This is a genomic window from Bradyrhizobium canariense (assembly GCF_900105125.1).
Classification (GTDB): domain Bacteria; phylum Pseudomonadota; class Alphaproteobacteria; order Rhizobiales; family Xanthobacteraceae; genus Bradyrhizobium; species Bradyrhizobium canariense_A.
Window position 1 is genome coordinate 2,470,137 of record NZ_LT629750.1, and the last position, 25,141, is coordinate 2,495,277.

Annotated in this window: 23 protein-coding genes and 3 pseudogenes; 18 read left to right on the plus strand and 8 right to left on the minus strand. The window is 60.4% G+C overall.

Annotated features, from left to right (window positions below):
• The first annotated feature begins 31 nt into the window (after positions 1-31).
• Positions 32-1,771 carry an oxalyl-CoA decarboxylase gene (gene oxc / locus BLV09_RS11915; RefSeq protein ID WP_146687433.1) on the plus strand — a complete coding sequence of 580 codons (1,740 nt, stop codon included), beginning with the start codon at positions 32-34 and terminating at the stop codon, positions 1,769-1,771.
• Between the two features lie 82 nt (positions 1,772-1,853).
• The gene (gene frc / locus BLV09_RS11920) at positions 1,854-3,131 is read left to right on the plus strand and encodes a formyl-CoA transferase (protein WP_146687434.1); all 1,278 of its coding nucleotides are present in this window, start codon (positions 1,854-1,856) and stop codon (positions 3,129-3,131) included.
• Positions 3,132-3,202: 71 nt separating this feature from the next.
• On the opposite strand, the gene BLV09_RS11925 is transcribed toward frc, so the two are convergent.
• Together BLV09_RS11925 and BLV09_RS11930 are read right to left on the minus strand one after the other, a co-directional pair.
• Positions 3,203-3,859, minus strand: coding sequence for a TetR/AcrR family transcriptional regulator (locus BLV09_RS11925; protein ID WP_146687435.1), 657 nt, complete (start codon positions 3,857-3,859; stop codon positions 3,203-3,205).
• 56 nt (positions 3,860-3,915) lie between these two features.
• Positions 3,916-5,757, minus strand: coding sequence for a CocE/NonD family hydrolase (locus BLV09_RS11930; RefSeq protein ID WP_244549054.1), 1,842 nt, complete (start codon positions 5,755-5,757; stop codon positions 3,916-3,918).
• Between the two features lie 220 nt (positions 5,758-5,977).
• Here BLV09_RS11930 and BLV09_RS37215 point away from each other — a divergent pair, with 220 nt between their 5' ends.
• The 9 genes and pseudogenes from BLV09_RS37215 (at position 5,978) to BLV09_RS11970 (ending at position 13,128) form a co-directional block, all read left to right on the plus strand.
• Positions 5,978-6,115 (plus strand): hypothetical protein, encoded by a 138-nt coding sequence (locus tag BLV09_RS37215; RefSeq protein ID WP_167558706.1) that lies wholly within the window; start codon positions 5,978-5,980, stop codon positions 6,113-6,115.
• Positions 6,116-6,357: 242 nt separating this feature from the next.
• Entirely contained in the window at positions 6,358-7,668 is a 1,311-nt protein-coding gene (gene oxlT, locus BLV09_RS11935; protein ID WP_100386750.1) for an oxalate/formate MFS antiporter, read from the plus strand.
• Positions 7,669-7,946: 278 nt separating this feature from the next.
• Positions 7,947-8,378, plus strand: a complete 432-nt coding sequence (locus BLV09_RS11940) for a CBS domain-containing protein (RefSeq protein WP_100380846.1) — start codon at positions 7,947-7,949, stop codon at positions 8,376-8,378.
• Positions 8,379-8,486: 108 nt separating this feature from the next.
• Positions 8,487-9,503 carry a 2-dehydropantoate 2-reductase gene (locus BLV09_RS11945; protein ID WP_146687436.1) on the plus strand — a complete coding sequence of 339 codons (1,017 nt, stop codon included), beginning with the start codon at positions 8,487-8,489 and terminating at the stop codon, positions 9,501-9,503.
• Between the two features lie 125 nt (positions 9,504-9,628).
• The gene (locus BLV09_RS11950; RefSeq protein WP_146687437.1) at positions 9,629-10,636 is read left to right on the plus strand and encodes an NAD(P)H-dependent flavin oxidoreductase; all 1,008 of its coding nucleotides are present in this window, start codon (positions 9,629-9,631) and stop codon (positions 10,634-10,636) included.
• Positions 10,637-10,672: 36 nt separating this feature from the next.
• Complete coding sequence (locus tag BLV09_RS11955) at positions 10,673-11,647, plus strand: zinc-binding dehydrogenase (RefSeq protein ID WP_146687438.1); 975 nt, start codon at positions 10,673-10,675, stop codon at positions 11,645-11,647.
• A 192-nt stretch (positions 11,648-11,839) separates the two neighbouring features.
• Positions 11,840-12,112: a DUF3551 domain-containing protein gene (locus BLV09_RS11960; RefSeq protein WP_146687439.1), complete on the plus strand. Its 273-nt coding sequence runs from the start codon at positions 11,840-11,842 to the stop codon at positions 12,110-12,112.
• 186 nt (positions 12,113-12,298) lie between these two features.
• Positions 12,299-12,484: pseudogene (locus tag BLV09_RS38025) on the plus strand (sulfurase); the annotation flags it as partial.
• Positions 12,485-12,531: 47 nt separating this feature from the next.
• Positions 12,532-13,128 carry a redoxin domain-containing protein gene (locus tag BLV09_RS11970; protein ID WP_174556537.1) on the plus strand — a complete coding sequence of 199 codons (597 nt, stop codon included), beginning with the start codon at positions 12,532-12,534 and terminating at the stop codon, positions 13,126-13,128.
• 180 nt (positions 13,129-13,308) lie between these two features.
• Here BLV09_RS11970 and BLV09_RS11975 read toward each other — a convergent pair whose 3' ends face one another.
• Positions 13,309-14,250 carry an aldo/keto reductase gene (locus tag BLV09_RS11975; protein ID WP_146687440.1) on the minus strand — a complete coding sequence of 314 codons (942 nt, stop codon included), beginning with the start codon at positions 14,248-14,250 and terminating at the stop codon, positions 13,309-13,311.
• Positions 14,251-14,414: 164 nt separating this feature from the next.
• Here BLV09_RS11975 and BLV09_RS11980 point away from each other — a divergent pair, with 164 nt between their 5' ends.
• The 4 genes and pseudogenes from BLV09_RS11980 to BLV09_RS12000 all read left to right on the plus strand — a co-directional run.
• Positions 14,415-14,630, plus strand: coding sequence for a hypothetical protein (locus BLV09_RS11980; RefSeq protein ID WP_244549055.1), 216 nt, complete (start codon positions 14,415-14,417; stop codon positions 14,628-14,630).
• Between the two features lie 457 nt (positions 14,631-15,087).
• Positions 15,088-15,507, plus strand: coding sequence for a hypothetical protein (locus tag BLV09_RS11990; RefSeq protein ID WP_146687441.1), 420 nt, complete (start codon positions 15,088-15,090; stop codon positions 15,505-15,507).
• Between the two features lie 119 nt (positions 15,508-15,626).
• The gene (locus BLV09_RS11995; RefSeq protein ID WP_244549056.1) at positions 15,627-15,821 is read left to right on the plus strand and encodes a hypothetical protein; all 195 of its coding nucleotides are present in this window, start codon (positions 15,627-15,629) and stop codon (positions 15,819-15,821) included.
• A gap of 100 nt (positions 15,822-15,921) precedes the next feature.
• Positions 15,922-16,185 (plus strand): annotated as a pseudogene (locus tag BLV09_RS12000) (zinc-binding dehydrogenase); the annotation flags it as partial.
• Positions 16,186-16,346: 161 nt separating this feature from the next.
• On the opposite strand, the gene BLV09_RS12005 reads toward BLV09_RS12000, so the two are convergent.
• From BLV09_RS12005 to BLV09_RS12015, 3 genes and pseudogenes are all read right to left on the minus strand, one after another.
• A complete protein-coding gene (locus BLV09_RS12005) occupies positions 16,347-17,276 on the minus strand; it encodes a sugar transferase (protein ID WP_146687443.1) in 930 nt (309 codons plus the stop codon).
• Positions 17,267-17,578 carry a PadR family transcriptional regulator gene (locus BLV09_RS38760; protein WP_146687444.1) on the minus strand — a complete coding sequence of 104 codons (312 nt, stop codon included), beginning with the start codon at positions 17,576-17,578 and terminating at the stop codon, positions 17,267-17,269. The genes BLV09_RS12005 and BLV09_RS38760 overlap by 10 nt, the downstream gene beginning before the upstream one ends.
• A gap of 33 nt (positions 17,579-17,611) precedes the next feature.
• Positions 17,612-18,210, minus strand: a pseudogene (locus BLV09_RS12015) (SOS response-associated peptidase family protein).
• Positions 18,211-18,272: 62 nt separating this feature from the next.
• Here BLV09_RS12015 and BLV09_RS12020 point away from each other — a divergent pair.
• Positions 18,273-19,172, plus strand: coding sequence for a S1 family peptidase (locus BLV09_RS12020; protein WP_146687445.1), 900 nt, complete (start codon positions 18,273-18,275; stop codon positions 19,170-19,172).
• A gap of 768 nt (positions 19,173-19,940) precedes the next feature.
• Here BLV09_RS12020 and BLV09_RS12025 read toward each other — a convergent pair.
• The gene (locus tag BLV09_RS12025; RefSeq protein ID WP_146687446.1) at positions 19,941-20,153 is read right to left on the minus strand and encodes a hypothetical protein; all 213 of its coding nucleotides are present in this window, start codon (positions 20,151-20,153) and stop codon (positions 19,941-19,943) included.
• A gap of 24 nt (positions 20,154-20,177) precedes the next feature.
• Here BLV09_RS12025 and BLV09_RS12030 point away from each other — a divergent pair, with 24 nt between their 5' ends.
• A complete protein-coding gene (locus tag BLV09_RS12030) occupies positions 20,178-21,566 on the plus strand; it encodes a cation diffusion facilitator family transporter (protein WP_146687447.1) in 1,389 nt (462 codons plus the stop codon).
• 201 nt (positions 21,567-21,767) lie between these two features.
• The gene (locus tag BLV09_RS12035) at positions 21,768-24,092 is read left to right on the plus strand and encodes a PAS domain-containing sensor histidine kinase (RefSeq protein ID WP_146687448.1); all 2,325 of its coding nucleotides are present in this window, start codon (positions 21,768-21,770) and stop codon (positions 24,090-24,092) included.
• A gap of 38 nt (positions 24,093-24,130) precedes the next feature.
• Here BLV09_RS12035 and BLV09_RS12040 read toward each other — a convergent pair whose 3' ends face one another.
• Complete coding sequence (locus BLV09_RS12040; RefSeq protein WP_100380836.1) at positions 24,131-25,024, minus strand: LysR family transcriptional regulator; 894 nt, start codon at positions 25,022-25,024, stop codon at positions 24,131-24,133.
• Positions 25,025-25,141 lie beyond the last annotated feature (117 nt).

The following is a 25,141-nucleotide window of genomic DNA, read 5'->3' on the forward strand; positions in this document are numbered from 1 at the left end:
CCATATCAAGAAACGACAGGGAGAAAGCGGAATGTCCGCAGCAGTACAGAGCATCGATGCAAAAACCGCCGACGCAGAGCAGGAGCTCACGGATGGCTTTCATCTCATCATCGATGCGCTCAAGCTCAACGACATCAACACCATCTATGGCGTGCCCGGCATTCCGATCACCGATTTCGGTCGCATGGCGCAGGCGGCGGGCATCCGCGTGCTCTCGTTCCGCCACGAACAGAACGCCGGCTACGCCGCCTCGATCGCGGGCTTCCTGACCAAGAAGCCGGGCGTGTGCCTCACCGTGTCGGCGCCGGGCTTCCTCAATGGCCTCACCGCATTGGCCCACGCCACCACTAACTGCTTCCCGATGATCCTGATCTCGGGCTCGTCCGAGCGTGAGATCGTCGATCTGCAGCAGGGCGACTATGAGGAGATGGATCAGCTCGCCATTGCAAAACCGCTGTGCAAGGCGGCGTTCCGCGTACTGCACGCCGCCGATATCGGCATTGGGCTGGCGCGTGCGATCCGTGCCGCGGTGTCGGGCCGTCCGGGTGGCGTCTATCTCGATCTACCCGCAAAGCTGTTCGGCCAGGTGATGAACGCGGAGGCCGGCAGGAAATCGCTGGTCAAGGTGATCGATGCAGCACCGGCGCAGATCCCTGCCCCCGACGCCGTCAAGCGCGCGCTCGACGTGCTGAAATCCGCCAAGAAGCCGCTGATCATCCTCGGCAAGGGCGCCGCCTACGCGCAGGCCGACGATGCCATCAGAAGCTTCGTCGAGAAGAGCGGCGTGCCCTTCCTGCCGATGAGCATGGGCAAGGGCCTGCTGCCTGATACGCATCCGCAATGCGCGGGCGCGGCGCGCTCGACGGTGCTGAAGGACTCCGATGTCGTGATGCTGATCGGCGCTCGCCTCAACTGGCTGTTGTCGCACGGCAAGGGCAAGAGCTGGGGCGATGCGCCGAAAAAGTTCATCCAGATCGATATCGAGCCGAAGGAAATGGACTCCAACGTCGAGATCGTGGCGCCGGTTGTCGGCGACATCGGCTCCTGCGTTTCGGCCATGCTCGCCGCGATGGGTAACAACTGGACGGCGGCGCCGGCCGACTGGATGAGCGCGGTCGCCAAGAAGCGCGAAGAGAACGTCGCCAAGATGGCGCCCCGGCTGATGAACAACAATTCGCCGATGGACTATCACGGCGCGCTCGGCGTCCTGCGCACCATCGTCAAGGAACGGCCGGATGCGATGCTGGTCAACGAAGGCGCCAACACGCTCGATCTGGCACGCGGCATCATCGACATCTACCAGCCGCGCAAGCGCATCGACGTCGGCACCTGGGGCATCATGGGCATCGGCATGGGCTACGCCATCGCCGCCGCGATCGAGACCGGCAAGCCGGTGCTGTGCGTCGAGGGTGACTCGGCGTTCGGCTTCTCCGGCATGGAGGTGGAGACGATCTGCCGCTACAGATTGCCGGTCTGCATCGTCATCTTCAACAATGACGGCATCTATCGCGGCACCGACGTCAACAGCGCTGGCGACGATCCCGCGCCGACCGTGTTCGTGAAGGGCGCGCGCTACGACAAGATGATCGAGGCCTTCGGCGGCGTCGGCGTCAATGCGACCTCGCCAGACGAACTGAAGCGCGCCGTCAACGCGGCGATGGATTCCGGCAAGCCGACGCTGATCAACGCGGTGCTCGATCCGGCCGCCGGCAGCGAATCAGGCCGCATCGGCAACCTCAATCCGCAGAGCGTCCTCAGCAAGAAGAAGTAGACCGACCGATCCGGAAGGGCGTCGCCTTTCCCTTGTTTTCATTCCTGCACGTGCAGGAGCAGACTTAAGACGGAGCAATACGATGACAAAAGCGCTGAAGGGCGTTCGAATTCTTGATTTCACCCACGTTCAGTCGGGACCGACCTGCACGCAATTGCTGGCGTGGTTCGGCGCCGACGTGATCAAGGTCGAGCGTCCCGGCGTCGGCGATATCACGCGCGGTCAGTTGCAGGACGTGCCGAATGTCGACAGCCTGTATTTCACCATGCTCAACCACAACAAGCGCTCGATCACGCTCGACACCAAGAATCCGAAGGGCAAGGAGGTGCTCACCGCGCTGATCAAGCAATGCGACGTGCTGGTGGAAAATTTCGGCCCCGGCGTACTCGATCGCATGGGATTTCCCTGGGAGAAGATTCACAGCATCAATCCCAAGATGATCGTGGCGTCGATCAAGGGCTTTGGCCCCGGTCCCTACGAGGATTGCAAGGTCTATGAGAACGTCGCGCAATGCACCGGCGGCGCGGCGTCGACCACGGGTTTCCGTGATGGGCTTCCGCTCGTCACCGGTGCGCAGATCGGCGACAGCGGCACCGGATTGCATCTGGCGCTCGGCATCGTCACCGCGCTTTACCAGCGCACCATGACCGGACAGGGCCAGAAGGTCACTGCCGCGATGCAGGACGGCGTGCTCAATCTTGCACGCGTCAAGCTGCGCGACCAGCAGCGCCTCGCGCACGGTCCGCTTAGGGAATACAGCCAGTTCGGCGAAGGCATTCCGTTCGGCGAAGCCGTGCCGCGTGCCGGCAACGATTCCGGCGGCGGTCAGCCGGGGCGCATCCTGAAGTGCAAGGGCTGGGAGACCGATCCCAACGCCTACATCTATTTCATCACCCAGGCGCCGGTGTGGGAGAAGATCTGCGACGTGATCGGCGAGCCCGGCTGGAAGACCCATCCCGATTACGCCAAGCCCCCTGCCCGTTTGTCGCGCCTGAACGAGATCTTCGCGCGCATCGAACTCTGGACCATGACCAAGACCAAGTTCGAGGCGATGGAGATCCTCAACAAGGACGACATTCCCTGCGGCCCGATCCTGTCGATGAAGGAGCTGGCGGAGGATCAGTCGCTGCGCGCCACCGGCACCGTGGTCGAGGTGGATCATCCCACCCGCGGCAAATATCTGTCGGTCGGCAATCCCATCAAGCTGTCGGACAGCCCGACCGACGTCAAGCGTTCGCCGCTGCTCGGTGAGCACACCGACGAAATCCTGCGGCAGGTGCTCGGCTTCAGCGATCATCAGGTCGCCGAAATCCACGATTCCGGCGCGCTCGACCCGCCGCGGAAGCAGGCCGCCGAATAAGCGACTTCATTTTCTCAAGAGTTCGAGAGGCCGCCGGTTTCCGGCGGCCTTTTTCGTTATGTCTGATGCACTCAAGGTCGCTTCGGGACGGATTCCAAATTCGCTTGCAGATACGCGAACGCCGCATATCCGAATTCGTCGCCCAACGATTTCCACGACAAATCGTTAAGGGTCTCGTCCGACCCACGTGCCTTCGCCAGTATCGCTGCCGTTATGATGTGAAACGACACACGGGCCATACGCTCGGCCTTGTCTTGCGCGACGCCTTGCAGAAAGGGAAGCAGCGCCTCGCGATACCTGCCGAAAATGCGGCGCCGGCCATCGGCGCCGATCCGGTCCATGGCCGAACCGGCGACTTGCGCAGCGAAAAGTGTGCGATACAGCTTCTCGTCGCCTGCGAAAGTATCGCATGTCGCACCCGCAAAGCGCTGGATCAGGTCGGTAATGTCCTTGAACTCCCGCGACGACAGGCGCCTGGCCACGGCGTCCTCGATGCGGGCGGTGACGTCGTATTTGATCGCCTGGAGCAATTCATCCTTACCGCGAAAGCGGCGATAAATGTTTCCGACCGGCAAGCGCGCGGCTTCCGCCACCTCGGCCATCGAAAAACCGTCGATCCCTCTCGTCCTCAGCAGCTGTTCAGCGGCCGTTACGATCTTCGCAAGGGCGACACGGCTACGTTGCTGTTGCGGCCTCAAGACATGAGGCGACGTTTCGAAGGTCGACATGACGGTAACGATACCATCATGTCGACCACCCAACAACGAAAGACCCCCGCCGTATCTCACTCGCCGCGAGGGATCATCGGCAGCACGAGGAACGAGTCGTGCGCTGCCCCCGACGCAACGGTGGTCACGCCTGCGAATTCAGCTTGCGGGCGATCGACGGGATCGTCATGCAGGAATACGCCAGACCCGCGTTTTCCAAACCCATTCGCGGCCGGATCGGATACCGGACGCTGAAAGTCCGCGCCTTCGATCCGCAGCGTCAATTTATATCCGGGATGGACAATGATGGACGTCGGCCAGATCTCCACATCGACCGGATAGAGTTGGCCAGGCGTCAGCTTCTGTATTTCGTCGAAGGCGTACCACGGCTGATAGGGCTTTGATCGTTCGACGACGAGCTTGCGCCGCGACGCGCGCAGCCAGCCTTGCGCGAGCGGCGAGGCCGCGTCCGATGCGCCGAGGAAAGTGACTTCGCGTCCTTTGTCGTCGAACAATTGCAGGGTCACAAACAAATCCGCATCCGTCGTCGATGACCCGACCCAAAGATGGGCGGCGAGCGGCCCGGTAAACTCCATGGTCCGATCGAACGACAGGTCGAACAAGGCCGCGGTTTTTCCGGCGTCGAACGTCACACTCGCGTCCGCCTTGGGCGGCTCGGTGCTCAGCAGATGATCCTTCGCATCAAGATGATAGCTGACATACCGGGTGCGGGCGAGCGGCCAGGCCTGCTCGGTGCGTGTTGTCCAGGTGGCGCGAGCGGGATCGCGTTCGACCAGGGAAACCGCGGGCGTCTTCTCCCACTTGTTGTCTGTCCCCTTCAGATAATGATCGAAAAACTTGTGCTGAAGCGCAATGCCTTCGTCGCTGTAGAAACTGTCGTCATGCGTTCCGGTGTGCAGAAACAGCCACTTCTCCTTCGATGACGCCCGGACAAATCCTTCGTAATTGCCGCGGCCGTGCAACCCCGCCGCCGAGAGGTTTCCAGCCGACAGAAACGGCGTGCGGATGCGGCTGAGAACCGCATTGCGTTCCTGGTTGTAGCCATCGAGCAACGGATGCTCGTGCGCGCTGTCGACCAGGCTTGCTCGGTTGGCCTTCAGGAGATCATCGCTAAGTGCGGGACCGGTCGGTGGCAATCCGGTTCCGGGGTCCTTGTAGGCGGTATGGGCGTTGCCGTTCTGATTGGGGAGGATCTGGCCCTTGAACCAGAGCTGGAGGAAGAGGTTGCTCTCGATGCCGCCATGAAAGAGCGCTTCACGGTACAAATCCGATGCGCCTTCCCAGGGAATCATCGCGGCAAGATGCGGTGGCTGAAGTGCGGCAACCTGCCATTGATTGATGGCCATGTAGGAAATGCCGAGCAACCCGACCTTGCCGTTCGACCAGGGCTGATTGCCTGCCCACTCGATCGCATCGTAGAAATCCCGTGCCTCGCGTGCCGAGACCAGATCGAGATAGCCCGGCGAGTAGCCCGAGCCGCGCACGTCCAGCGCAATGACAACATAGCCGTCGCCGACCCAGCGTTCGGGATCGGTGTGCTCCCAGCGGATAAAACGGCAGGATGACTGCGCGCAAATTTCCGGATTGGCCTTCAGCAACTGGGCCCAGCCGGACGCATAAGCCTCCTGAAAGGTCGCGTCTTTGCCATAGGGTCCCTGCGCCATGACGACCGGATAGGTTCCGGGCTGCTTGGGGCGAAACACATTGGCATAAACCACATGTCCATCGCGCAATGTCACGGCAACGTTCTGATCGTAGATCATCGTCCGGCCGCCCTTCAGCATGATCTCTTCATGAGCATGCGGAACGGCATCGTTGGGTTGCGCAGTTGCGTTCGCGCCCCAGGCCAAACTCACGCCCACGGCGAGGGCGACAAGAAATCTTCCGGCTGAATTCATTTTGTTTCCTCCCGACGACCGCGTCGATTGCGCGGCTCCACGCGCCGTCCTTATCCCGGCAGAGGAAAAATGTGAATGCAAATCTTGTTTGCATTTTAATTGCGCACTGCAACAGGGAAAATGCTGCCATGCAAACAAAGATGTTGTTTCTGGCATCTGGCATACCTAGATTGTCCCTCGAACGCAGCAAGCCGCTGCCCATGTGAATAAGGGGACAAACATGTCCAAAACTGCCTCCCTCCGTCTTGCGCCGCCCACCACCCTGTTCGGCCGCCTGCTGGCCTCGATCGATCGTCTGTTGATGGCGAACGCCGAGATCGCTGTCCGCAACGGCGACCTTCCGTATTTTGGCCTCTAAAAGGCGTTCCCGGGCCATTTGCCCGGGTCGCCGGCGACACCCTTAAGCCTCCTCCCCGACTGACGGCCCCGGTTTTCCGGGGCCTTTTTCGTGAGAGGACCTAAGGATCTGACCGGAACGCCCCCTCCCCGGGATGCGACATATTGGGCAAAAGAAGGGGCTTGCGCTCTGGCATATCACATACCAATATGCTCGCGCCGGTAACGCTCGCCTCAAATCAGAAGCGTACCTCGGGAGGAACCATGACATCCACACAACCGTCAGCGCAGCCGACATCTGAGGGGCCGTATTTCCGCTGGATGCAACTTGCGATGGGCATCGTCTGCATGGCGATGATCGCAAATCTGCAATATGGCTGGACGCTGTTCGTCGATCCGATCGATGCAAAATACCACTGGGGCCGCGCCGCGATCCAGTTGGCCTTTACGCTGTTCGTGGTGACGGAGACCTGGCTGGTCCCGGTTGAAGCCTGGTTCGTCGACAAATATGGCCCGCGGGTCGTCATCATGTTCGGCGGCGTGATGATCTCAATCGCGTGGATTCTGAACTCCCAAGCCAACTCGCTGGTGTTGCTTTATATCGCCGCGATCTTCGGCGGAATCGGTGCGGGCTCGGTGTACGGAACATGCGTCGGCAACGCGCTGAAATGGTTTCCGGACCGGCGCGGCCTCGCCGCCGGCGCTACCGCTGCCGGCTTCGGCGCCGGTGCTGCGATCACCGTGGTGCCGATCGCGAACATGATTGCCACGAGCGGCTACCAGCACGCCTTTTTGACCTTCGGCATCGGACAGGGCGTGATTGTTTTCATCCTCGCCTTCTTCCTGCGCAAGCCGTCACAGGCAATGCCGGCGAAGAAGAAACAACTCAATTTGCCGCAGACCAAGATCGACTTCACGCCGCCTCAGGTGCTGCGAAGCCCGATTTTCTGGGTGATGTATCTGGTGTTCGTGATGGTCGCCGCGGGCGGCCTGATGGCGGCAGCCCAGATCGCACCGATCGCACACGACTACAAGATCGCCAACGAACCCGTGGGTCTCCTGGGCTTCCAGATGGCGGCGCTGACCTTTGCGATTTCGCTCGACCGCATCTTCGACGGTTTCGGCCGCCCCTTCTTCGGATGGGTGTCAGACCAGATCGGCCGTGAGCACACCATGTTCATTGCGTTCGGCACGGGCGCACTGATGCTGCTGACGTTATCGGTGTACGGTCACATCCCGATCGTTTTCGTGCTGGCGACGGCGGTCTATTTCGGCGTGTTCGGCGAGATCTACAGCCTGTTCCCCGCAACATCAGGCGATACGTTCGGCGTCAAGTTCGCCACCACCAACAACGGCATGCTCTACACCGCGAAAGGCACGGCCGCGTTGCTTGTGCCCCTTGCGAGCATCCTCGCGAGCAATTTCGGCTGGCAGGCCGTGTTCGTTGTTGCCGTTGCGCTCAACGCGACCGCGGCGCTGATGGCGATATTTGTGATCAAGCCGATGCGGCGCGCATTCATCCTGGGCCACGAAGCTCCCGCAGATGCCCACGCGCGCGACGTCAAGCCGGCCTGACGACAGCACATTCATTGGAAGAGGCGCACCACGGTGCGCCTCTTTTTTGCCCAATCCAGATTGAGATACAAAATACCAAACCGGCTATCGGACCCCGTTTGATCGCCTGCTGCAAACCGTCGCCATTCCTCGTCGACGTTAAAACGTCAATATTAATGCCGCTTTCTTTCAATGCGGCAACCTCTGAGATTTTCACAAACTGGATTGACAATTGGGATAATGTATACCACGATTACCGATATTGGAGACGCCCTGCGGCTAACCCTGAGGAGGTTGCGATGAAAGTCGGAGACATCCTGCGCAAGAAGACTGCACGTGTTGCGACGGTTCGAATGAATGAAACCGTGGCCATTGCCGCCCAGTTGATGCGCGCGAACGATATCAGCGCGCTGGTGGTCAAGGACGTGGTGCGAACCGAAGGCAATACCGCGGTTGGCATGTTCACCGAACGCGACGTCGTGCGCGCCATCGCGGCGAATGGCGCGGCCGGCGCCAACCTGAAAGTGTCGCAACTGATTTCAGTGCAGCAACTGGTCTCCTGCAGTTCAAACGACACGCTCGAGCACGCCCGCCACCTGATGAACCGGAACCAGATCCGTCATCTTCCGGTGATCGACAATTACAGTCTGATCGGCGTCGTCAGCATCAGCGATATCTCGACCGCGTTCGATGAAGCGGCGAGAGCCGAAGCGCGACCCGTTCCAGCCTGAAGAATCCTTTTCGATTTCATCACGTTCCTTCCCGGCCTTGAGAGATCGCTCAAGGCCGGCGGGCAGCCTTTTGCCGGAAATTTCAGCCATCTTGGAGCGGGACCACTCATGAAAATCTGTATCTACGGCGCCGGCGCGATCGGCGGCTATCTCGGGGTTCAGCTGGCGCGCGCCGGCGCCGATGTCAGCCTGGTCGCGCGCGGTGCGCATCTTGCCGCGATGCGCGCCAACGGCCTCAAATTGCTGATCGGTGATGAAGAACGCGTGGTGCGGCCGCGCTGCACCGACAATCCAGCCGAACTCGGCGCGCAGGATTTTGTCATCATCTGCCTGAAAGCCCATTCGATCACCGGCGTGCTGGAGCAAATGCAGTCACTGCTCGGGCCCCGCACCCGCGTCGTCACCGCGGTCAACGGAATCCCCTACTGGTATTTCCACAAGCACGGCGGCCGCTACGAGGGTTCGACGCTCGAGAGCATCGATCCCGGCGGCCGGCAGTGGAACGAGCTCGGCCCGGAACGTGCGATCGGATGCATTGTCTATCCCGCAACCGAGATCGAAGCGCCTGGCGTGATCCGCCATGTCTATGGCGATCGTTTTCCGCTCGGCGAGCCATCGGGCGAGACCACTTCAGATGTCGAACAACTCTCCAGGCTCTTCGTCGAAGCCGACATGCAGGCGCCGGTGCTGGACCGCATCCGTGACGAAATCTGGCTCAAGCTGTGGGGCAATGTTTGCCTCAATCCGATCAGCGCGCTGACCTGCGCCACGCTCGACGTGATCTGCTCCGATCCGGCGACGCGCGCATTGTCCAAGGCGATCATGCTGGAAACCCAGTCGATCGCCGAAACATTCGGTGTCAAATTCCGCGTCGATGTCGAACGGCGCATTGAAGGCGCGCGCAAGGTCGGCGCGCACAAAACCTCGATGCTTCAGGATCTCGAGCGCGGCCGCCCGATGGAGATCGACCCGCTGGTATCGGTGGTTCAGGAAATGGGACGCCTGACCGGCATTCCGACGCCGGCGCTCGACACGGTGCTGGCGCTGGTCAGCCAGCGCGCCAAGCTCGCAGGGCTTTACGGCTCGGACCGGCCGATCGAGGCAAAAGCCCCCGCTTTTGCATGATTGCGTTGTTCTAAGCTCTTCCGCGCCCGGTAGACTTTTGCCGACCATAACGTCATCCTGACCTCTGAAATCCCAAAAAACAAAACGCGCGCGATATTCCGCGCCGGGGAAACAGAGGGCGGACGATGATCAAGACGCGATTTACCGAACTCGTCGGGGTCGAGCACCCGATCGTGCAGGGCGGCATGCAATGGGTCGGGCGTGCGGAGCTGGTGGCGGCCGTGGCCAATGCCGGCGCGCTCGGTTTCATTACCGCGCTGACGCAGCCGACGCCTGAGGATCTGACCAAAGAAATCGCACGCTGCCGCGACCTCACCGACAAGCCGTTCGGCGTCAACCTCACCATTCTGCCGTCGATCAAGCCGCCGCCCTACGCCGAATACCGTCAGGCCATCATCGAGAGCGGGATCAAGGTGGTCGAAACCGCCGGCAACAAGCCGCAGGAACACGTCACCGAATTCAAGAAGCACGGCATCAAGGTCGTGCACAAATGCACCAGCGTGCGCCATGCGCTGTCGGCGGAACGCATGGGGGTCGATGCGATCTCGATCGACGGCTTTGAATGCGCCGGCCATCCGGGCGAGGACGACACCCCCGGCCTGATCCTGATCCCGACGGCCGCCGACAAGGTGAAGATCCCGATGATCGCCTCCGGCGGTTTTGGGGATGGCCGCGGGCTGGTCGCAGCATTGGCGCTCGGCGCCGAAGGCATCAACATGGGCACGCGCTTCATGTGCACCAAGGAGAGCCCGATCCATCAGCTGATCAAGGAAAAGATCGTCGCCAATGACGAGCGCGAGACCGAACTGATCTTCCGCACCATGCGCAACACCTCGCGCGTTGCCAGGAACGCGGTCTCTGCCAAGGTCGTCGCCATGGAAAAGGAAGGCGCCACGTTCGAGCAGGTGCGCGAACTCGTGGCCGGCGCGCGCGGCAAGATGGTCTACGCATCAGGCGATGCCGATGAAGGCATCTGGTCGGCGGGCCAGGTGCAGGGATTGATCCACGATATCCCGACTTGCGCCGAACTGGTGTCGCGGATAATCCGGGACGCAGAAGCCATCATCCAGAGCCGGCTCGAAGCCATGATGTCCGGCACCCGCCGCCAAGCCTCAGAACAAGCCGCAGAATAAGCGGCTTGTCCCCATCGACCAACCGAGAATGATCCCATGAAAGCCTATGTCTACGGCGCCAATGGCGCTGAAATCGCCGATGTCGCCAAGCCTTCCCCAAAGGGAACGCAGGTGCTGGTTCGGGTGCGCGCCTGCGGCCTCAACCGCGCCGATCTCGGCATGACCAAAGGGCATGTGCACGGCAGCGCCGGTGGCGTCGGCACCGTGCTCGGCATGGAATGGGCGGGCGAGATCGCCGAAGTCGGTCCCGAGGCCAAAGGCGTCAAGCCCGGCGACCGCGTGATGGGTTCGGGCGGCGCCGCGTTTGCCGAATACACCCTCGCCGATCATGGCCGGCTGTTTCGCATTCCCGCCAACGCCAACATGAACTTCGAGGAAGCGGCCACCCTCCCCATTGCGCTCGCGACCATGCACAATGCGGTCGTCACCAACGGCGCGCTGCAGCCGGGCCAGTCCGTCCTGATTCAAGGCGCGAGCTCCGGCGTCGGCCTGATGGCGATGCAGATCGCCAAATTCAAGGGCGCGAAAACCGTGATCGGTTCATCGACCGATGCGACGCGACGCGGGCGGCTGAAGGAATTCGGCGCCGACCTCGCGGTGGATTCCCGCGATCCCGGCTGGGTCGACCAGGTGCTGAAAGTGACAGGCGGCGAAGGCGTCGACCTCATCGTCGATCAGATCTCAGGCCCGGTCGCAAATCAGAACCTTAGGGCGACCAAGGTCAAGGGCCGCATCGTCAATGTCGGCCGCCTCGGCGGCACCCACGGCGATTTCAACTTCGACCTCCATGCCGCGCGCCGGATCAATTACATCGGCGTCACCTTCCGCACCCGCTCGATCGAGGAAATCCGCGAGATTTTTGTCGAGGTGCAGAAGGACATCTGGCCGGCGGTGGAATCGCGCCAGCTGCAATTGCCGATCGACAAGGTGTTTGCGTTCGACGATATCGGCAAGGCGTTCGACCGCATGGAAGCCAACCAGCATCTCGGCAAGATTGTTGTGAGGCTGTAGCGGCGTTGTTCCGGATGCGGTGCATCGTCCGGTATGCTACGCTGCGCCGCAGAGCCGGGGCGCACGACCGCAGGTTATCCCGGATCAGCAACGCGCTGAGCCGCTCCAACGCGAGAACGTGAATTGACTGCAAACGAAACAAGAGGGCCTTTTGTCTTCGGTCGTGGGCCGCATATCCTAGAAGAGGCTCGGATGCGCATTCCGACTTTGGCGATTTTGATGATTGCGACAGTTTTGACCGCGGCACCGGCTCGGGCCCAGACCTATGACCCGGCCTATCCGGTCTGCCTGCAAGTCTACCAAGGCTGGAACGACTATTACTTTGAATGCGCCTATACCTCGCTGCCACAATGCAATGCCTCAGCATCGGGCCGTGCCGCACAGTGCATCGTCAACCCGTATTACGCGGGGCGCAAGACAGCGCCGCCGGCACGGCGAGACCATCGGCATCGCCGCGTCTACTGAGGTAATCCAGCGCAAGGCGATACACCTGCCCGCCGGCGAACCGGCGGGCTTCAGCGATCTTTAGTGCGTAGGATGGGTTGAGCCCTCTGCGAAACCCGTCGGCATCGTAACTGCAATGGATGGGTATCGCGGAGTTTATCATCGGGCCGGCCCGAAGGCCGGACCCGTTGGCTCCAGCCATCCTACGCGCTGGCCGAGGCTTGTGACGTGGCTGTGCGGTGGGCGTGTCGAACCGGGGTCTGCCATATCAGCGAGACCGGACTCGTAGCAGGCAAGATCCGATACTGCCCGCAGCCGGTCGATGCACCGGCGGACGGTAATGTGCTAATCTGCTGCTCAGGACCCGAGGGCGATGTCGTGATCGATTTATGAGCGGATGAGGCCTGATCACCTGCGCGCTCACACATGGAGGACTCCACATGCGATCCGATATGGTGCCTGGAGTTATTTTCCCCGACTATGAACTTAGTGACCATACCGCGAAGCATCGAAAACTCTCCGAGTTGCAGGGAGAGGATCCAATGGTGCTCGTCCTTAGCCGCGGCAGCTTCTGCCCAAAAGATCGCCGCCAGGCGGAAGGTCTGCTGCAACTCCATCGTGAGATGGAGGTCGGCTATTGTCGGCTGGTCACGATCAGCACCGACAACATCACCCAGACGAACGAAAATCGCAGCGGAATAGGCGCCCATTGGCCGTTTCTCTCCGATCCACGGCGCATCGTTCAGAAGGACCTCGACATCGCCGAATACACCGATCCCGTCAACAATCCCATGATTCCGCACGTGATCGTGCTGGAGCCCGGCCTCGTCATTCATAAAATCTACAATGGCTACTGGTTCTTCGGACGACCCACGATCGAGGATCTCCGCCAGGACCTGCGTGCGGTCAGCAAGAAATGCCGACCGGACTGGGACATCACAACGCCCGAACTTAAAGCTGCCTGGCAGCAGGGCCGCAAGGGGTCCTTCTATCCCTACGGCAAAACCTATCTTCAAACTCTTGGCGAACGGGATTAGGAGCGCACGCTAAACCCGCCCCAATCTGCTGCGGGCTTCCGCCGGACTCTGGACGAACGGACAGCGTGCGGGAGGCAAAGGAAAGCGAGCTCTCCCCTGACCTCTTTGCCTTGCTCACCCGCGGGCCGAACGCGGAGGTCGCGAGGTTTATCCTTGCGGCTCCGCGCCGCTGGATTCAGTTCACTTGGCCCTCGGAATAAATCCGGGCACGCCGGTCTCCACCACCGTGTTGAACCGGACGTTCGTTGTGATGTGGTTGCGAATCTCACGCATGGCGTCTTCAGGGATGGCCGAAATCTCAAAATTCTCCCGGATACGCTGAGGTTTGGTCGAGGTGGTCAGGAAAGCGGTGCCACGCTGCACGGCCCAGGCCAGCGCAACTTGAGCCGGTGTCTTGTGCACGCGCTGTGCGATGGCCGTAATCACCGGGTCGTCCACCAACCTTGGCTCCATGGCATGCCCCAACGCGGCGAACGCCAGCAGTACAATCCCGTGCTCCCGGCAGAAATCGAGCAGCTCCCATTCCGGGAGATACGGATGCGATTCGACCTGCACGACGGCGGGCTTGATCCGCGCAGCCGCAACGATCTCCCGCAGCTTCTCCAGGGTAATGTCCGATAGACAGATCGACTTGCAGTGCCCGTCGTCGACGAGGCGCTCCAGCGCGTGCCATGTCTCCACCAACGTAACGCCGGAATCATAGATCACCCGACCTTGCTGGTTCCTCGGGTCCTGCTCGTCGCCGGGTTGAAAGGCAAAGGGAGTATGGATCAGATAGCAATCGAGATAGTCGAGTTGCAGTCGCCGCAGACTCGCATCGAAGGCAGGCTTGACCCGCTCCGGACGATGATTGGTGTTCCATAGCTTGGTGGTAACGAACACCTCCTCCCGCCGAAGCGTCCCCGCCTTGAACGCTTCCTGCATCGCCTCGCCTACCGCTGCTTCATTGCGGTAGCGTTCCGCGCAATCGAGATGTCGAAATCCCACTTCCAATGCAGCCTTGGTCGCCTGTTTGGTCGCGACCGGATCCGGAATCAGCGTGCCAAACCCGACAGCGGGGATCGCACCGGATCCGTTGTTGAGAGGAATCCTCGTGTAACGAAGCGCATCGGAAGTTGTCATGTTCATACTCCCTGGTTTGAGCCCAGCCGCCACCTAAGTGGCGGCTGGCTTCGACGTAGCGTTAATTGGCCGGCCGCGGCTTACGGAGAAAAAGCACAAGCGGGCTCACGATCAGCATAGCGAACATCATTGCGACCCGGCACAGTGTAGCCAGCGGACTCCATATGATCGACGCCGATTTTGAAGCCCGCTTCCGCATGGCACGAGAGAAAGGCGAACTGAAGCCCGATGCCGATCCCGCAGCGCTTGCAGTGCTCGCGTCAGCCACCATGCACAGCATCGCCATCCGCGCCGGTGCCGGCGCCCGCCGCGCCGAACTGCGAGAGATGGCGCGCAAGGCGGTGAGCGTGATCTGTGGATGCGCGGTGGCTGCCGGCTAAATCGACCACGGCGGCCGGTGTCTCGCCGGACACCCTGTCAATCGGTCACATGCCAACAACTCGCGCCAGAAGCTCAGTCAATATCGACGAGGGCAGCGGCTCTATCCGGCACCCAGGAGAGCCAGCGCACCAAGGACGGCGTCGCGACCGCGGCCGCCATCGTCATCTTCTGGCCGGCGGCATTCTTCGTCGGAGGCGACGAACAGAATGCGGCTGAGTTCGCCCAGATGAAAGGCCAGATGGTCGCGGTCGAGCCTCGATCGCCAAGAATTGCGGGATCCAGTTCCAGGGTCCGCGACCACCGGGCACCTGATTTGCGTTAAAAATCCATCCCCTTTCGGGGCGCCCGCCTCGGCAACGCATAAACCGCAGCGACCCCTTGCGCCAAAATCCCCAATGCGAAACACTGTTCCAGGCGAAGGCCATGAGAAGATTTTTTCCATTGGGGAGTCGAGCAATGTTTAACATGAGCCGATCAACCGGATTATACTTTCTCCTGTCTTGCGGCGGCCTCCTGCTAACTTCGCAGGCACACGCTTTCGATTTGAACGGAGCCTGGGCGACAGGCGCTGACCAGTGCAGCAAAATCTTTGTAAAAAAAGGCGATAAAATCAGCTTCGCTCAATTTTCCGAAGAGTTCGGTCGCGGATTTGTCGTAGATGGAAATGACGTCAGAGGCAAAACCGAGCGATGCACGATCACGTCGAGGAAAGAGACTGGTGACACCATCGATTTTCAGGCCGCATGCGCCTCGGAAATCATGGCGACGAGCACTAACCTGCGCCTGAAAATCCTCGATGCCAACAGCGTATCCCGCATTTTCACGGATCCGGCTTTCGCAGGAATGGAGCTTACCTTTTACCGTTGCTCGATGTAATTGCTTTCGCAATGGCAGCGCTGTAGCTCGGCCGTTCCGCGCCCCAAGCTGTGGGGTGATTAGCGCGTAGGATGGGTTGAACCCTTTGCGAAACCCATCAGCATCATAAACCGCAATTGATGGGTATCGCTTCGCTCCACCCATCCTACGCGTTGAAGCCCGATGCCGATCCCGCGGCGCTTGCGGTCCCCGCGTCAGCCACCATGCACAGCATCGGCATCCGCGCCCGTGCCGGCGCTCGCCGCGCCGAACTGCGAGAGATGGCGCGGAAGGCGGTGGGTGTGATCTGTGGATGCCCGGTGGATGCGGGCTGAATCGGCCACGGCGGCCTGTGTATCGCCGGACAGACCCGCAGATATCACACCGGCTAGGCCGAAAACCCCCGCGGCAGCCGTTGTTTCAAGTAGGCCTCGCCGGGTTGGCGGCACCCGTGGCTATTTCAACTTCGACCTGCACGCCGCGCGCCGGATCAACGATATCGGCGTCAGCTTCCGCACCCGCTCGATCGACGAAATCCGCGAGATCTTCAACGAGGTGCAGCAGGACATCTGGCCCGCAGTGGAATCGCGCGAATTGCAACTGCCGATCGACAAGGTGTTTGCGTTCGACGATATCGGCAAGGCATTCAAGCGCATGGAAGCGAACCAGCATCTTGGGAAGATTGTGGTGAGGCTGTAGGTCCGCGGCAGCATCGGACCCCATTCCCGCGTAACGGCTTCGCCGTTGTCGCTGGAGGAGTTGCCTCTCGCATCAGCAGAGACATGTAGGATGGGTTAAGCCCTTGCGAGACCCATCGGCATCATAACTGCAATTGACGGGATCGCTGCGCTCCACCCATTCTATGCGCTTACTAACATTCCCGTAAAGGCAAGAAGTAAAATGATCACCAGTAGCCCAATTTTCCAATCTGCTTCGAGATCGCTTTCGCTGTTGTGCTCGCCGTTTTCGTCGACTGTGAGCAGAGCCGGCAGTGACGCTAGAACGATTTTCAGGTCCAGCATAATCGACCAATTGCGGGTGTAAGATCCATCTTGGAAATGGCGACCAAATAACCAAGGCCCTGTGATGCCGGGCTTGCATGCGATCGACCAGTTGAGTTTCTCGGATTGGGCCGCGGTCGCCTGAGGCCCAACCACGCTCATGTCGCCCGTGAGGATATTAAGCAGTAGCGGAAATAGGTCAAAACTGCTCTTGCGGAGAATCACGCCCAGCGTAGTTACACGCGGATCAAATCGCAGCCTGCCCGTAGTTTCCCATTCGCGTATCGCGTCATGGTTCGATATGAGATAAGCGCGCAAGCGATCATCCGCATCCACGTGCATCGTCCGGAAGTTCAAGGCTCCAAACGCTTTGCCGTCGCGTCCAATTCTGGTTTGTCGAACAAAGACTGGACCGGGTGAGGTAACCGCCACTAAAAATGTCACAAGTGAAAACAATGGTGCTAGTAGCAACAGCAGGAGACCTGCAACGGCCAAATCAAGTGCTCGCTTACGAAGCCCAAACGGACCCTCAGCAATATCCCACGCGGCGATGAGAAAACCACATGCCGCGACGATCTTGCCAAGATCGCCCGGAATTTCATGCACGTGACCATGCCATTCTTCAAAAAACCGTTCACGCTTTTCAATTGGAAGCTTTTTAACTGCCATTCCGATTAATTTGGCAACGATCGTTGGAAACCATGCCTTGCATTCGTCAGCAAGTAGCTTCGAGCACACTGCTCCAAGCACGCCGATTATCCCAAGCAGGGTAACCACGATCAAGCCCATGCAATTCTTCCGTCGCCGGGCGTTAGTTCGCGGACTAGCTCCCGAATCCTCTTCGCACCCTCTGCGCTGATCCGGTAATATCGACGGCGCGGACGACCTAGCGATGCCGGGTCGCCGACTTCCCAACGGCTAACAAGCCAGCCGAACTCCTCCAATCGATAAAGGATAGGGTACAGCGTACCTGAAGGAAGTTGGACAACCTTGGCTATATCCGCTCCTGAAAGCTCAGAAGTGCGTCCAGCCATCATGGCTCCGAGCACCTTGAGCGTCTGTTGCGTAAGCCTTGGTTCGGTTATGCCCATGTTTGCGAACTCTACATAGGGTCTGACTATTCGTCAAGCTGCCGCTCGATCTTCCTTGTCGGCCCCGCGCGCAACAATCATGAGCGCGTCATCCGACAGCGGTCGTTGCAGCTCTTTGCCTCATCCCAGAGGGCGCGCATCCAGACGTCGTGCTCCTCGTCCGTCGTAAGGATCACCGGCATAGCACTGGGATGGATCGACTCGACCACGGCGTTAGGAGCCGTCGTCAGGAAGCCGTAGACCAGATGAGGTCCGGGCATAGGCTTCGACTTGGTGCCTCGATCGCCTTTGAACTCGGTCCAGATGCGACCGAACGCCGCAAGTGGCCGGTCATTGTCGAGCGCGAATCAGACCACGTCCTTCTTTTTCGTCTCAGGATTCGCTTCCGGCACATATTCAGCAAAGCTGTTGAAAGGCACCAAGCACCGGTTCTCTGGCTTGAGCCAGGCATGCCGGTGCGGAGACGACGAGTTCCTGATGTTAGCGACCGGGTATCCGTCCGCACGTGGCGGCGGCACACCCCAGCGCATCATGACCATCCCACGCTCGCCTCGATCGTTCCGCACCACCGGAGCCGGATAATCCGGGAAGACGCACGGCATCGGCGGCAAGTTGCCGACGTACCGGTTCATCACCCGGAATAGCGCGACGATCGCGGCTTGGTTGGTGGTTATGCTATAGAGATTGCACGAATGTGATCGATGAGAAGCGTATTTTTAGCGGGGGGTTAGTAGTGATCCCGGATGGCTGGCAATGGAACGAGGCGGAAATTGAAAGCAACGATCAGCTAAATGAGGGGGTCCTCACGCTGATGGTAATTGGAAATGACGTAGTACCAGTGCTGATCGGAACAGCATTTTTCGTATCTGCCGACGGTTATAAGGGGACAGCAATCTCCGCCGCGCATTGCTTCGAGCATATCAAAAACGTTCTGTATCCAAACAAGCCTCATCATCCGACGACACCTCTGGAATTTCTACCTCCGCCGACAGAGGTCGATCTGAGGCAAGTAAAGGCAGTTTATATTAAGGACGCGCAGGTGCACGTGTGTTCTATAGAAATCGCAGTTTGGGATAGCGAGACCGACCTCGCGGTCCTGACCGTCTTGGCTCCTACCGATCAACCTGAGCTATTCCGCGCATTCTTCTGGATTGACGACAAAATTCCGAGCGCTGGCGAACAGGTAGCGATGATCGGGGTCGGCGAAATGAAGGTCCACGGTGACATCGAAGATCCAAGAAAAGGAAGGATGGAACGTCGACTCGTCGTCCGCATAGGATACGTGGAAGAGGTTTTTGAAGAGGCGACCTATCTTCTCAAGTCGCCAAGCGTTCAAACCAGCATCGCGATATACAGCGGCATGAGCGGTGGTCTCGTCGCAAGATTTGCGCCGCCGGACAACATCAAGCCATTCGCACTTATAAGTCACGCGCCTGAACCGCAGCCGGTCATGGATCGGTCTATTTCAGGCCATTCAATGGGATCAATCTTGAAGGCGAAACTGACATTCATCGAGAAGGACAGACAATTGGTCGAAATTGAGATTAATAACATCGGCGTTGGGAAGACCGATCCGGTCAATGAAGTTGAATAAATAAGATCACCTGCTCAACCCCTCGCCTTTCGTGGGTCGAACGTCGGCCGGTTCTTCAATAGCTTCATCGTTGGCAAATCCTTGCCGCTCGGGATAGTGAAATTCACTCCCGCGCGGGCACGCGAAACCCGTAGCGCCCACGAGCACGAACCGCCTAATTTGTTGAAGCGATTCAATCTGATTTGCCCTATCCAGCCCCTCTTCCAAAAACATTCCCCTTCCCCGCCAGCCCAAATCAAATCTACGTCCCTCGCCGTCCCGTCCCCATTAGAGGGGCGTTGGCCATCGTCACGAACGCGGGATGGGATGCGGTGGACGCGGCAGCGTCGGGCGCGTGAGGGGAATCGCAGGGCGGGTCATTGACCCGTGAGCGATCCCAGCGTGCGGACGAACGGCGCTTGGTGCGGACGGCAAAGCCGTGTGGTCCTGGCACCCGTTGCTGGTGTCAAGTTGGCGGAGGTGTTGCGAGCCCAACCGGGATCGAGGCGCCCTCATCCGCCTGCGACGGTGACAAGACGAATTCGTCGCCGGGGAGAGCGCGGAATAAGCCGTTAAAACCATTGCGCAGGGAATGCTGGGTGTTCCGGTGAACCTGTGGTGACTACCGTGTGCTTTCTACCTTTTGCACACGGGCTGCGGGTGCAACGGGCACCCGGCATTTCCCTGCGCCCTTCTTGGGGTCGCGCTGCGCCCTGCTCTGCTTTGGGCGAACGATTCATTGAAAGCTCAGGCGCATGGCGCCGTGAGATCGAGGGATCATGTCCACTGTCATTGCGAGGAGGGCTTGCGACGACCTGTCCGCCGTAGCTTTTTAGCGAAGGCGGAAGCAATCCAGTCTTTCCTGTTGCCCTGGATTGCTTCGCTGGCGCTCGCAATGACGATGGTCGGTCTTTTTGAAAATAGAATCGGAACAATTCGCAACAATTTGCTCCTGCGAATGAGTGGCGATTGCGTATCTTGATCGCCGCTTTCGGCTTGCATGATCGGCTGCTAAAGCATGCGCCCATGAGTCATCCCGTTCACAACCAAAAATCCCGTGTCGCCGCGATTTCGATTTTCGCCAGCGCCGGAATGGCCGCGACCAAATTCGTCGTCGGCATCGCCATCGGCAGTCTCGCGCTGATCTCCGAAGCGCTGCACAGTTCTGTCGATCTGGTCGCGACCGTCATCACATGGATGGTGGTGAAGGTTTCCGATCTTCCGGCCGACGAGGAGCATCATTACGGCCACGGCAAGATCGAAAGCCTGTCGGCGCTCGGCGTGATCGCGATGCTGTATGTGCTGGCGGGCGGCATTCTCGTCACAGCCTATGGCCATTTGCGCGAAGGCGCGGCGCCGCCGACACTGTCGGCGATCCCGTTCGTCGTCCTGCTGATCGACATCGCGGTGAACCTCTGGCGGGCCTACGCGCTGCAACGCACCGCGCGCGACACCAAAAGCCAGGCGCTGGCCGCCGACGCGCTGCATTTTGCCTCCGACGTGTTTGGCGCCGTCGCCGTCATCATCGGGCTTGCGCTCTCCGGGCTCGGCTACGCCTGGGGGGACGCCGCCGCGGCGATCGGCGTCGCCGTGGTGATCGCGGCGCTGGGGTTGCGCCTGGCGCGTTCCACCGTGGAAACCCTGCTCGACCGCGCCCCCGAAGGCGCATCCGAGAAAGCCACCGCCGCCATCAAGGCCGTCCCCGGCGTCGTCGATGTCGACCGGCTGCGGGTGCGCATGGTCGGCCCGACCCATTTTATCGATGCCATCGTCAAGGTGCCGCGCACCTATCCGATCGACCGCGTCGAGGAGATCAAGCGCAAGGCGCAGGATGCCGTCAGCAAGGCGCTCGGCGATGCCGACCTGACCTTCACCTCGGTGCCGGTGGCGCGCGACAACGAGAGCATACGCGAACGCATCATGGTGATCGCGCGCAATTCGGGTCTCGCCATTCACCACGTCACCGTGCACGACCTCGGCGGCAAGCTGACCGTCAGCATCGACCTTGAAGTCGACGGCGAGATGACGCTGACGGCCGCGCACGACATCGCCCATGGACTGGAACACAACATCCGCGACCAGTTCGGCGACGATGTCGAAGTCGATACCCATATCGAGCCGCTGGAGCCGGAATTGCCTGCTGGCATCGACGCCGCGCCCGGTCGCGTCGAGATCATCAAGGGCGCCCTGTCGCGCTTTGCGGCCGATGGCGCGATCCATGACATCCATAATGTGCGGGTGCGCGACACCGATGCCGGCGAGATCGTGAACTTCCACTGCCGGGCCGCGCCGTCGATGAGCGTGATCAAGGTTCACGAGAATGTCGACGAGATCGAGCGCGCGTTGCGCCGCGCGTTTCCAACCGTGAAGCGCGTCATCAGTCACGCCGAGCCGCCAAAGCGTCACGGAATTTGAAACGGCGCGCGCGTTCCCGTTTCGGACTCAGCCCGCACGCCTTTCAGCGTTCAAATTCTTCGTTGGACAAGATTTATTTCGTTTTAACGAATCGTTGACTCTCGACAGCCCGGGAAAACTGGATTCAAATCGCTGTGATTCGGAAGGGTGTGGGGTTCTTCCGAACGGGGTTACTAAAAAAGATTTAATGGGGGTCTAGGCATGGCGCGCGGACACGCCGCGGACGCGTGCGTCCAATCCGATTCGATCAAGGGATTGGCGCAATCGATCGCGAAACCAGCCTATCATAGGCTCTTGACGGCGGAGCCAGCGCTTCGTCGTGCCGTGCCTACGCTGATCATCGCGTTTCTGATCACCATCTGTCTCGGCGCCTTCGTGCAGGTGGTCGATCAGAACCGGCAAAAGCGCGCGGCGATGAAGCGCGATCTTTCCGCGATCGCCGATTATCTCGCCGAGCGGATCGACCGCATGGCATCGCTCCGCCAGGATGGCGCACCCTCATTCAACCGCCTGCAGCTTTTGCTGCCCGGTCTCATTCCGTCATGGGGCCTCGCCGCCGGCCGGCACGTCATCGTCACCGGTGCAGACCACCGCATCCTCGCCCGCGTGCCGGTCGACGGCGCGATCGGCGATACCGCCGGCATTCTCGACGCCATCAGCGCAGCCCTTCCGCTGGCCCCGTCAAGCCGGTCATCCGCGGTGACCGACATCACCCTGCCCAACGGCAGCAGCGCACTGGCCGTTCAACGCGTGGTCCAATCGCTGCCCGGCCAGATCACCATCATCCAGGAAAACGTCGACCCGCTCTGGGGATCGGATGCGGCGCTGTCGGTGACGCTTTCCGCCACCACCGGTTTCGTGGTGCTGATCCTCGGCTTTGCGTTCCACTGGCAATCGACCCGCGCCCGCGAGGGCGATCTGATCAACGATGCCGTGCGCGGCCGCATCGATACCGCACTCAATCGCGGACGCTGCGGATTGTGGGACTGGGACCTGTCGCGCGGCCGGATCTTCTGGTCGCAGTCGATGTTCACTTTGCTGGGCCTCGACAGCCGCAGCGACCTCCTAACCTTCGGCGAAGTCAACGCGTTGGTGAAATCCGACGACATCGATTTGTTCGAGATCGCCGATCAGCTGATTTCCGGAAAGATCAAGCACATCGACCAGACCTTCCGCATGCAGCATACCGACGGTCACTGGATCTGGCTGCGCGTCCGCTGCGAGATGAGCCACGCCGCGGCAGATAGCAGCATGCATCTGATCGGCATCGCCGTCGATATCACCGAGCAGAAGAGCCTGGCCGAGAAGACCGTTGAAGCCGACCTGCGGCTGCGCGATGCGATCGAGACCATTCCGGAAGCCTTCGTGTTGTGGGACGCCGAAGATCGTCTGGTGCTCTGCAATTCGCACTTCCAGCGCCTGCACAAGTTGCCGGATTCCGCGGTGACGCCGGGCACATCCTATGAAACCGTGATCGAGGTTGGCAGCATGCCGGAGGTCCGCACCCGCTTGCAGGAAACCTCCGCGCAGGCGCCGGGCGCACGCACCTTCGAGGCGCAGATCGATGATGGCAGCTGGCTGCATATCAGCGAGCGGCGCACCAAGGACGGCGGTTACGTCTCTGTCGGCACCGACATCACCCGCATCAAGGAGCACGAACAGAAGCTGGTCGACAACGATATTCGCCTGCGCGCTTCCGTGATCGATCTGAAGCGTTCGCAGACCGCGCTCGAACGCCAGGCGCTTGAGCTCGCCGACCTCGCCGAGAAATACTCCCAGGAAAAGACCCGCGCCGAAGAGGCCAACCAGAGCAAATCCAAATTCCTCGCCAATATGAGCCACGAGCTGCGCACGCCGCTCAATGCCATCATCGGATTTTCCGAGATCATGGGCAGCGGCATGTTCGGAACGCTCGGCTCGGAAAAATATCAGGAATATTGCCACGATATCCTGACCAGCGGCCGCTATCTGCTCGAAGTCATCAACGACATCCTGGACATGTCGAAAATCGAAGCCGGCCGGATGCAGCTCGATCTGGAATCGGTCGATCTGTCGAAGACGCTGCAGGAATCCATGCGCGTGGTATCGGGGCGCGCCGAGGACAAGAACCTGCAGCTCGACGCCGATATCGAAGGCAGCATTCCGGTGGTCGGAGACCGCCGGGCGATCAAGCAGATCATCGTCAACCTGCTGTCCAACGCGGTCAAATTCACGCCTGAAGGCGGCAAGGTGGTGGTCCGCACCCGGCTGCGTCACAATACGATCCACCTGATGATTGCCGACACCGGCATCGGCATCGCCTCGCAGTCGCTGCAGCGGCTGGGCACCCCGTTCGAGCAGGTCGAGAGCCAGCTCACCAAGACCTATCACGGCTCAGGGCTCGGGCTCGCCATTGCCAAATCGCTCACCAATCTGCACGGTGGAACGATGCGGCTGCGCTCCAAGCTCGGCACCGGCACGGTTGTCTGTGTGTCATTGCCGCGCGACGCACGAACGGCCAAAGCGGAAATCTCGGTGGCCGCCTAATACGATTCGATCGGTTGATCCCCGGCTACAACAGCAGCTCAAGGTTCCAGCGTCGGCGCGACCTCGCGCGCGGTTTGCGCAAGTGCTGCGATCAGCGGCGTCAGGGGGTCACGCTGCGGAACCACCAGGCCGACGCTGTAGGTGACGGTGGGATCGACGATGGGAATGGTCCGGACGGCGTCCGACAGGCCCAGGGTCTGCGCGAGCCTTGCCGGCATCACGCTCGCCCAGCGTCCGGTTTTGACATGGGTATAAAGCACGATGATCGAGTTCGACGTCAGCGTCGGCGTCGCCTCGGCACCGGCGGTTTTGAGCGCGCGATCGATGATGCGGCGGTTTTGCATGTCGGGCGTCAACAGGCACAACGGCACCTGCCCGACTTCCTTCCAGGTCACCTGTTCGCGATCGCCGAACATTCCATCCGGCGCGGTCAGCAAGCGATAACTCTCGTTGTAAAGTGGGATCGAGCGGACTTTGCCGAGCGGCTCGTTTTCGAGATAAGTCAGGCCGGCATCGACCTCGAGATTTTCCAATAACCCGAGCACCGCGATCGAGGTGCAGGACACGATGCGAAAACGCACATTCGGGTGACGGGCGCGGAATGGCGTGGTGAGCGAAGCGACCATGCCGAGCGCGGTCGGGATCGCCGCGATGGCGATCTCCCCGGACAGACCGTCCTTGAGCGTATTGATCTCCTGGCGCATCGCGCGGGCGTCGCCGACGATACGCCGCGCCCAGTCCAGCGTCCGCTCCCCTTCCGGCGTAAAACCCTGAAACCGTGAGCCGCGCTGCACCAGCATGACGCCGAGGATTTCCTCAAGCTGCTTAAGGCTGGTCGACATCGTCGGCTGGGTGACGCCACAGGCTTCGGCTGCGCGTCCGAAGTGTCGTTCCTTCGCGAGGGCCAGCAGGAGTTCGAGCTTGTCGATCAAAAACAGCCCTCTTTGCGATATTCCGCCTAACGAATAACACGGGCGCCGTTAGCGCCCTACGCCAAAAAGCCGCGCCTCATTTCGATCAATTACGTTTTGATATCGCACGATTTGATA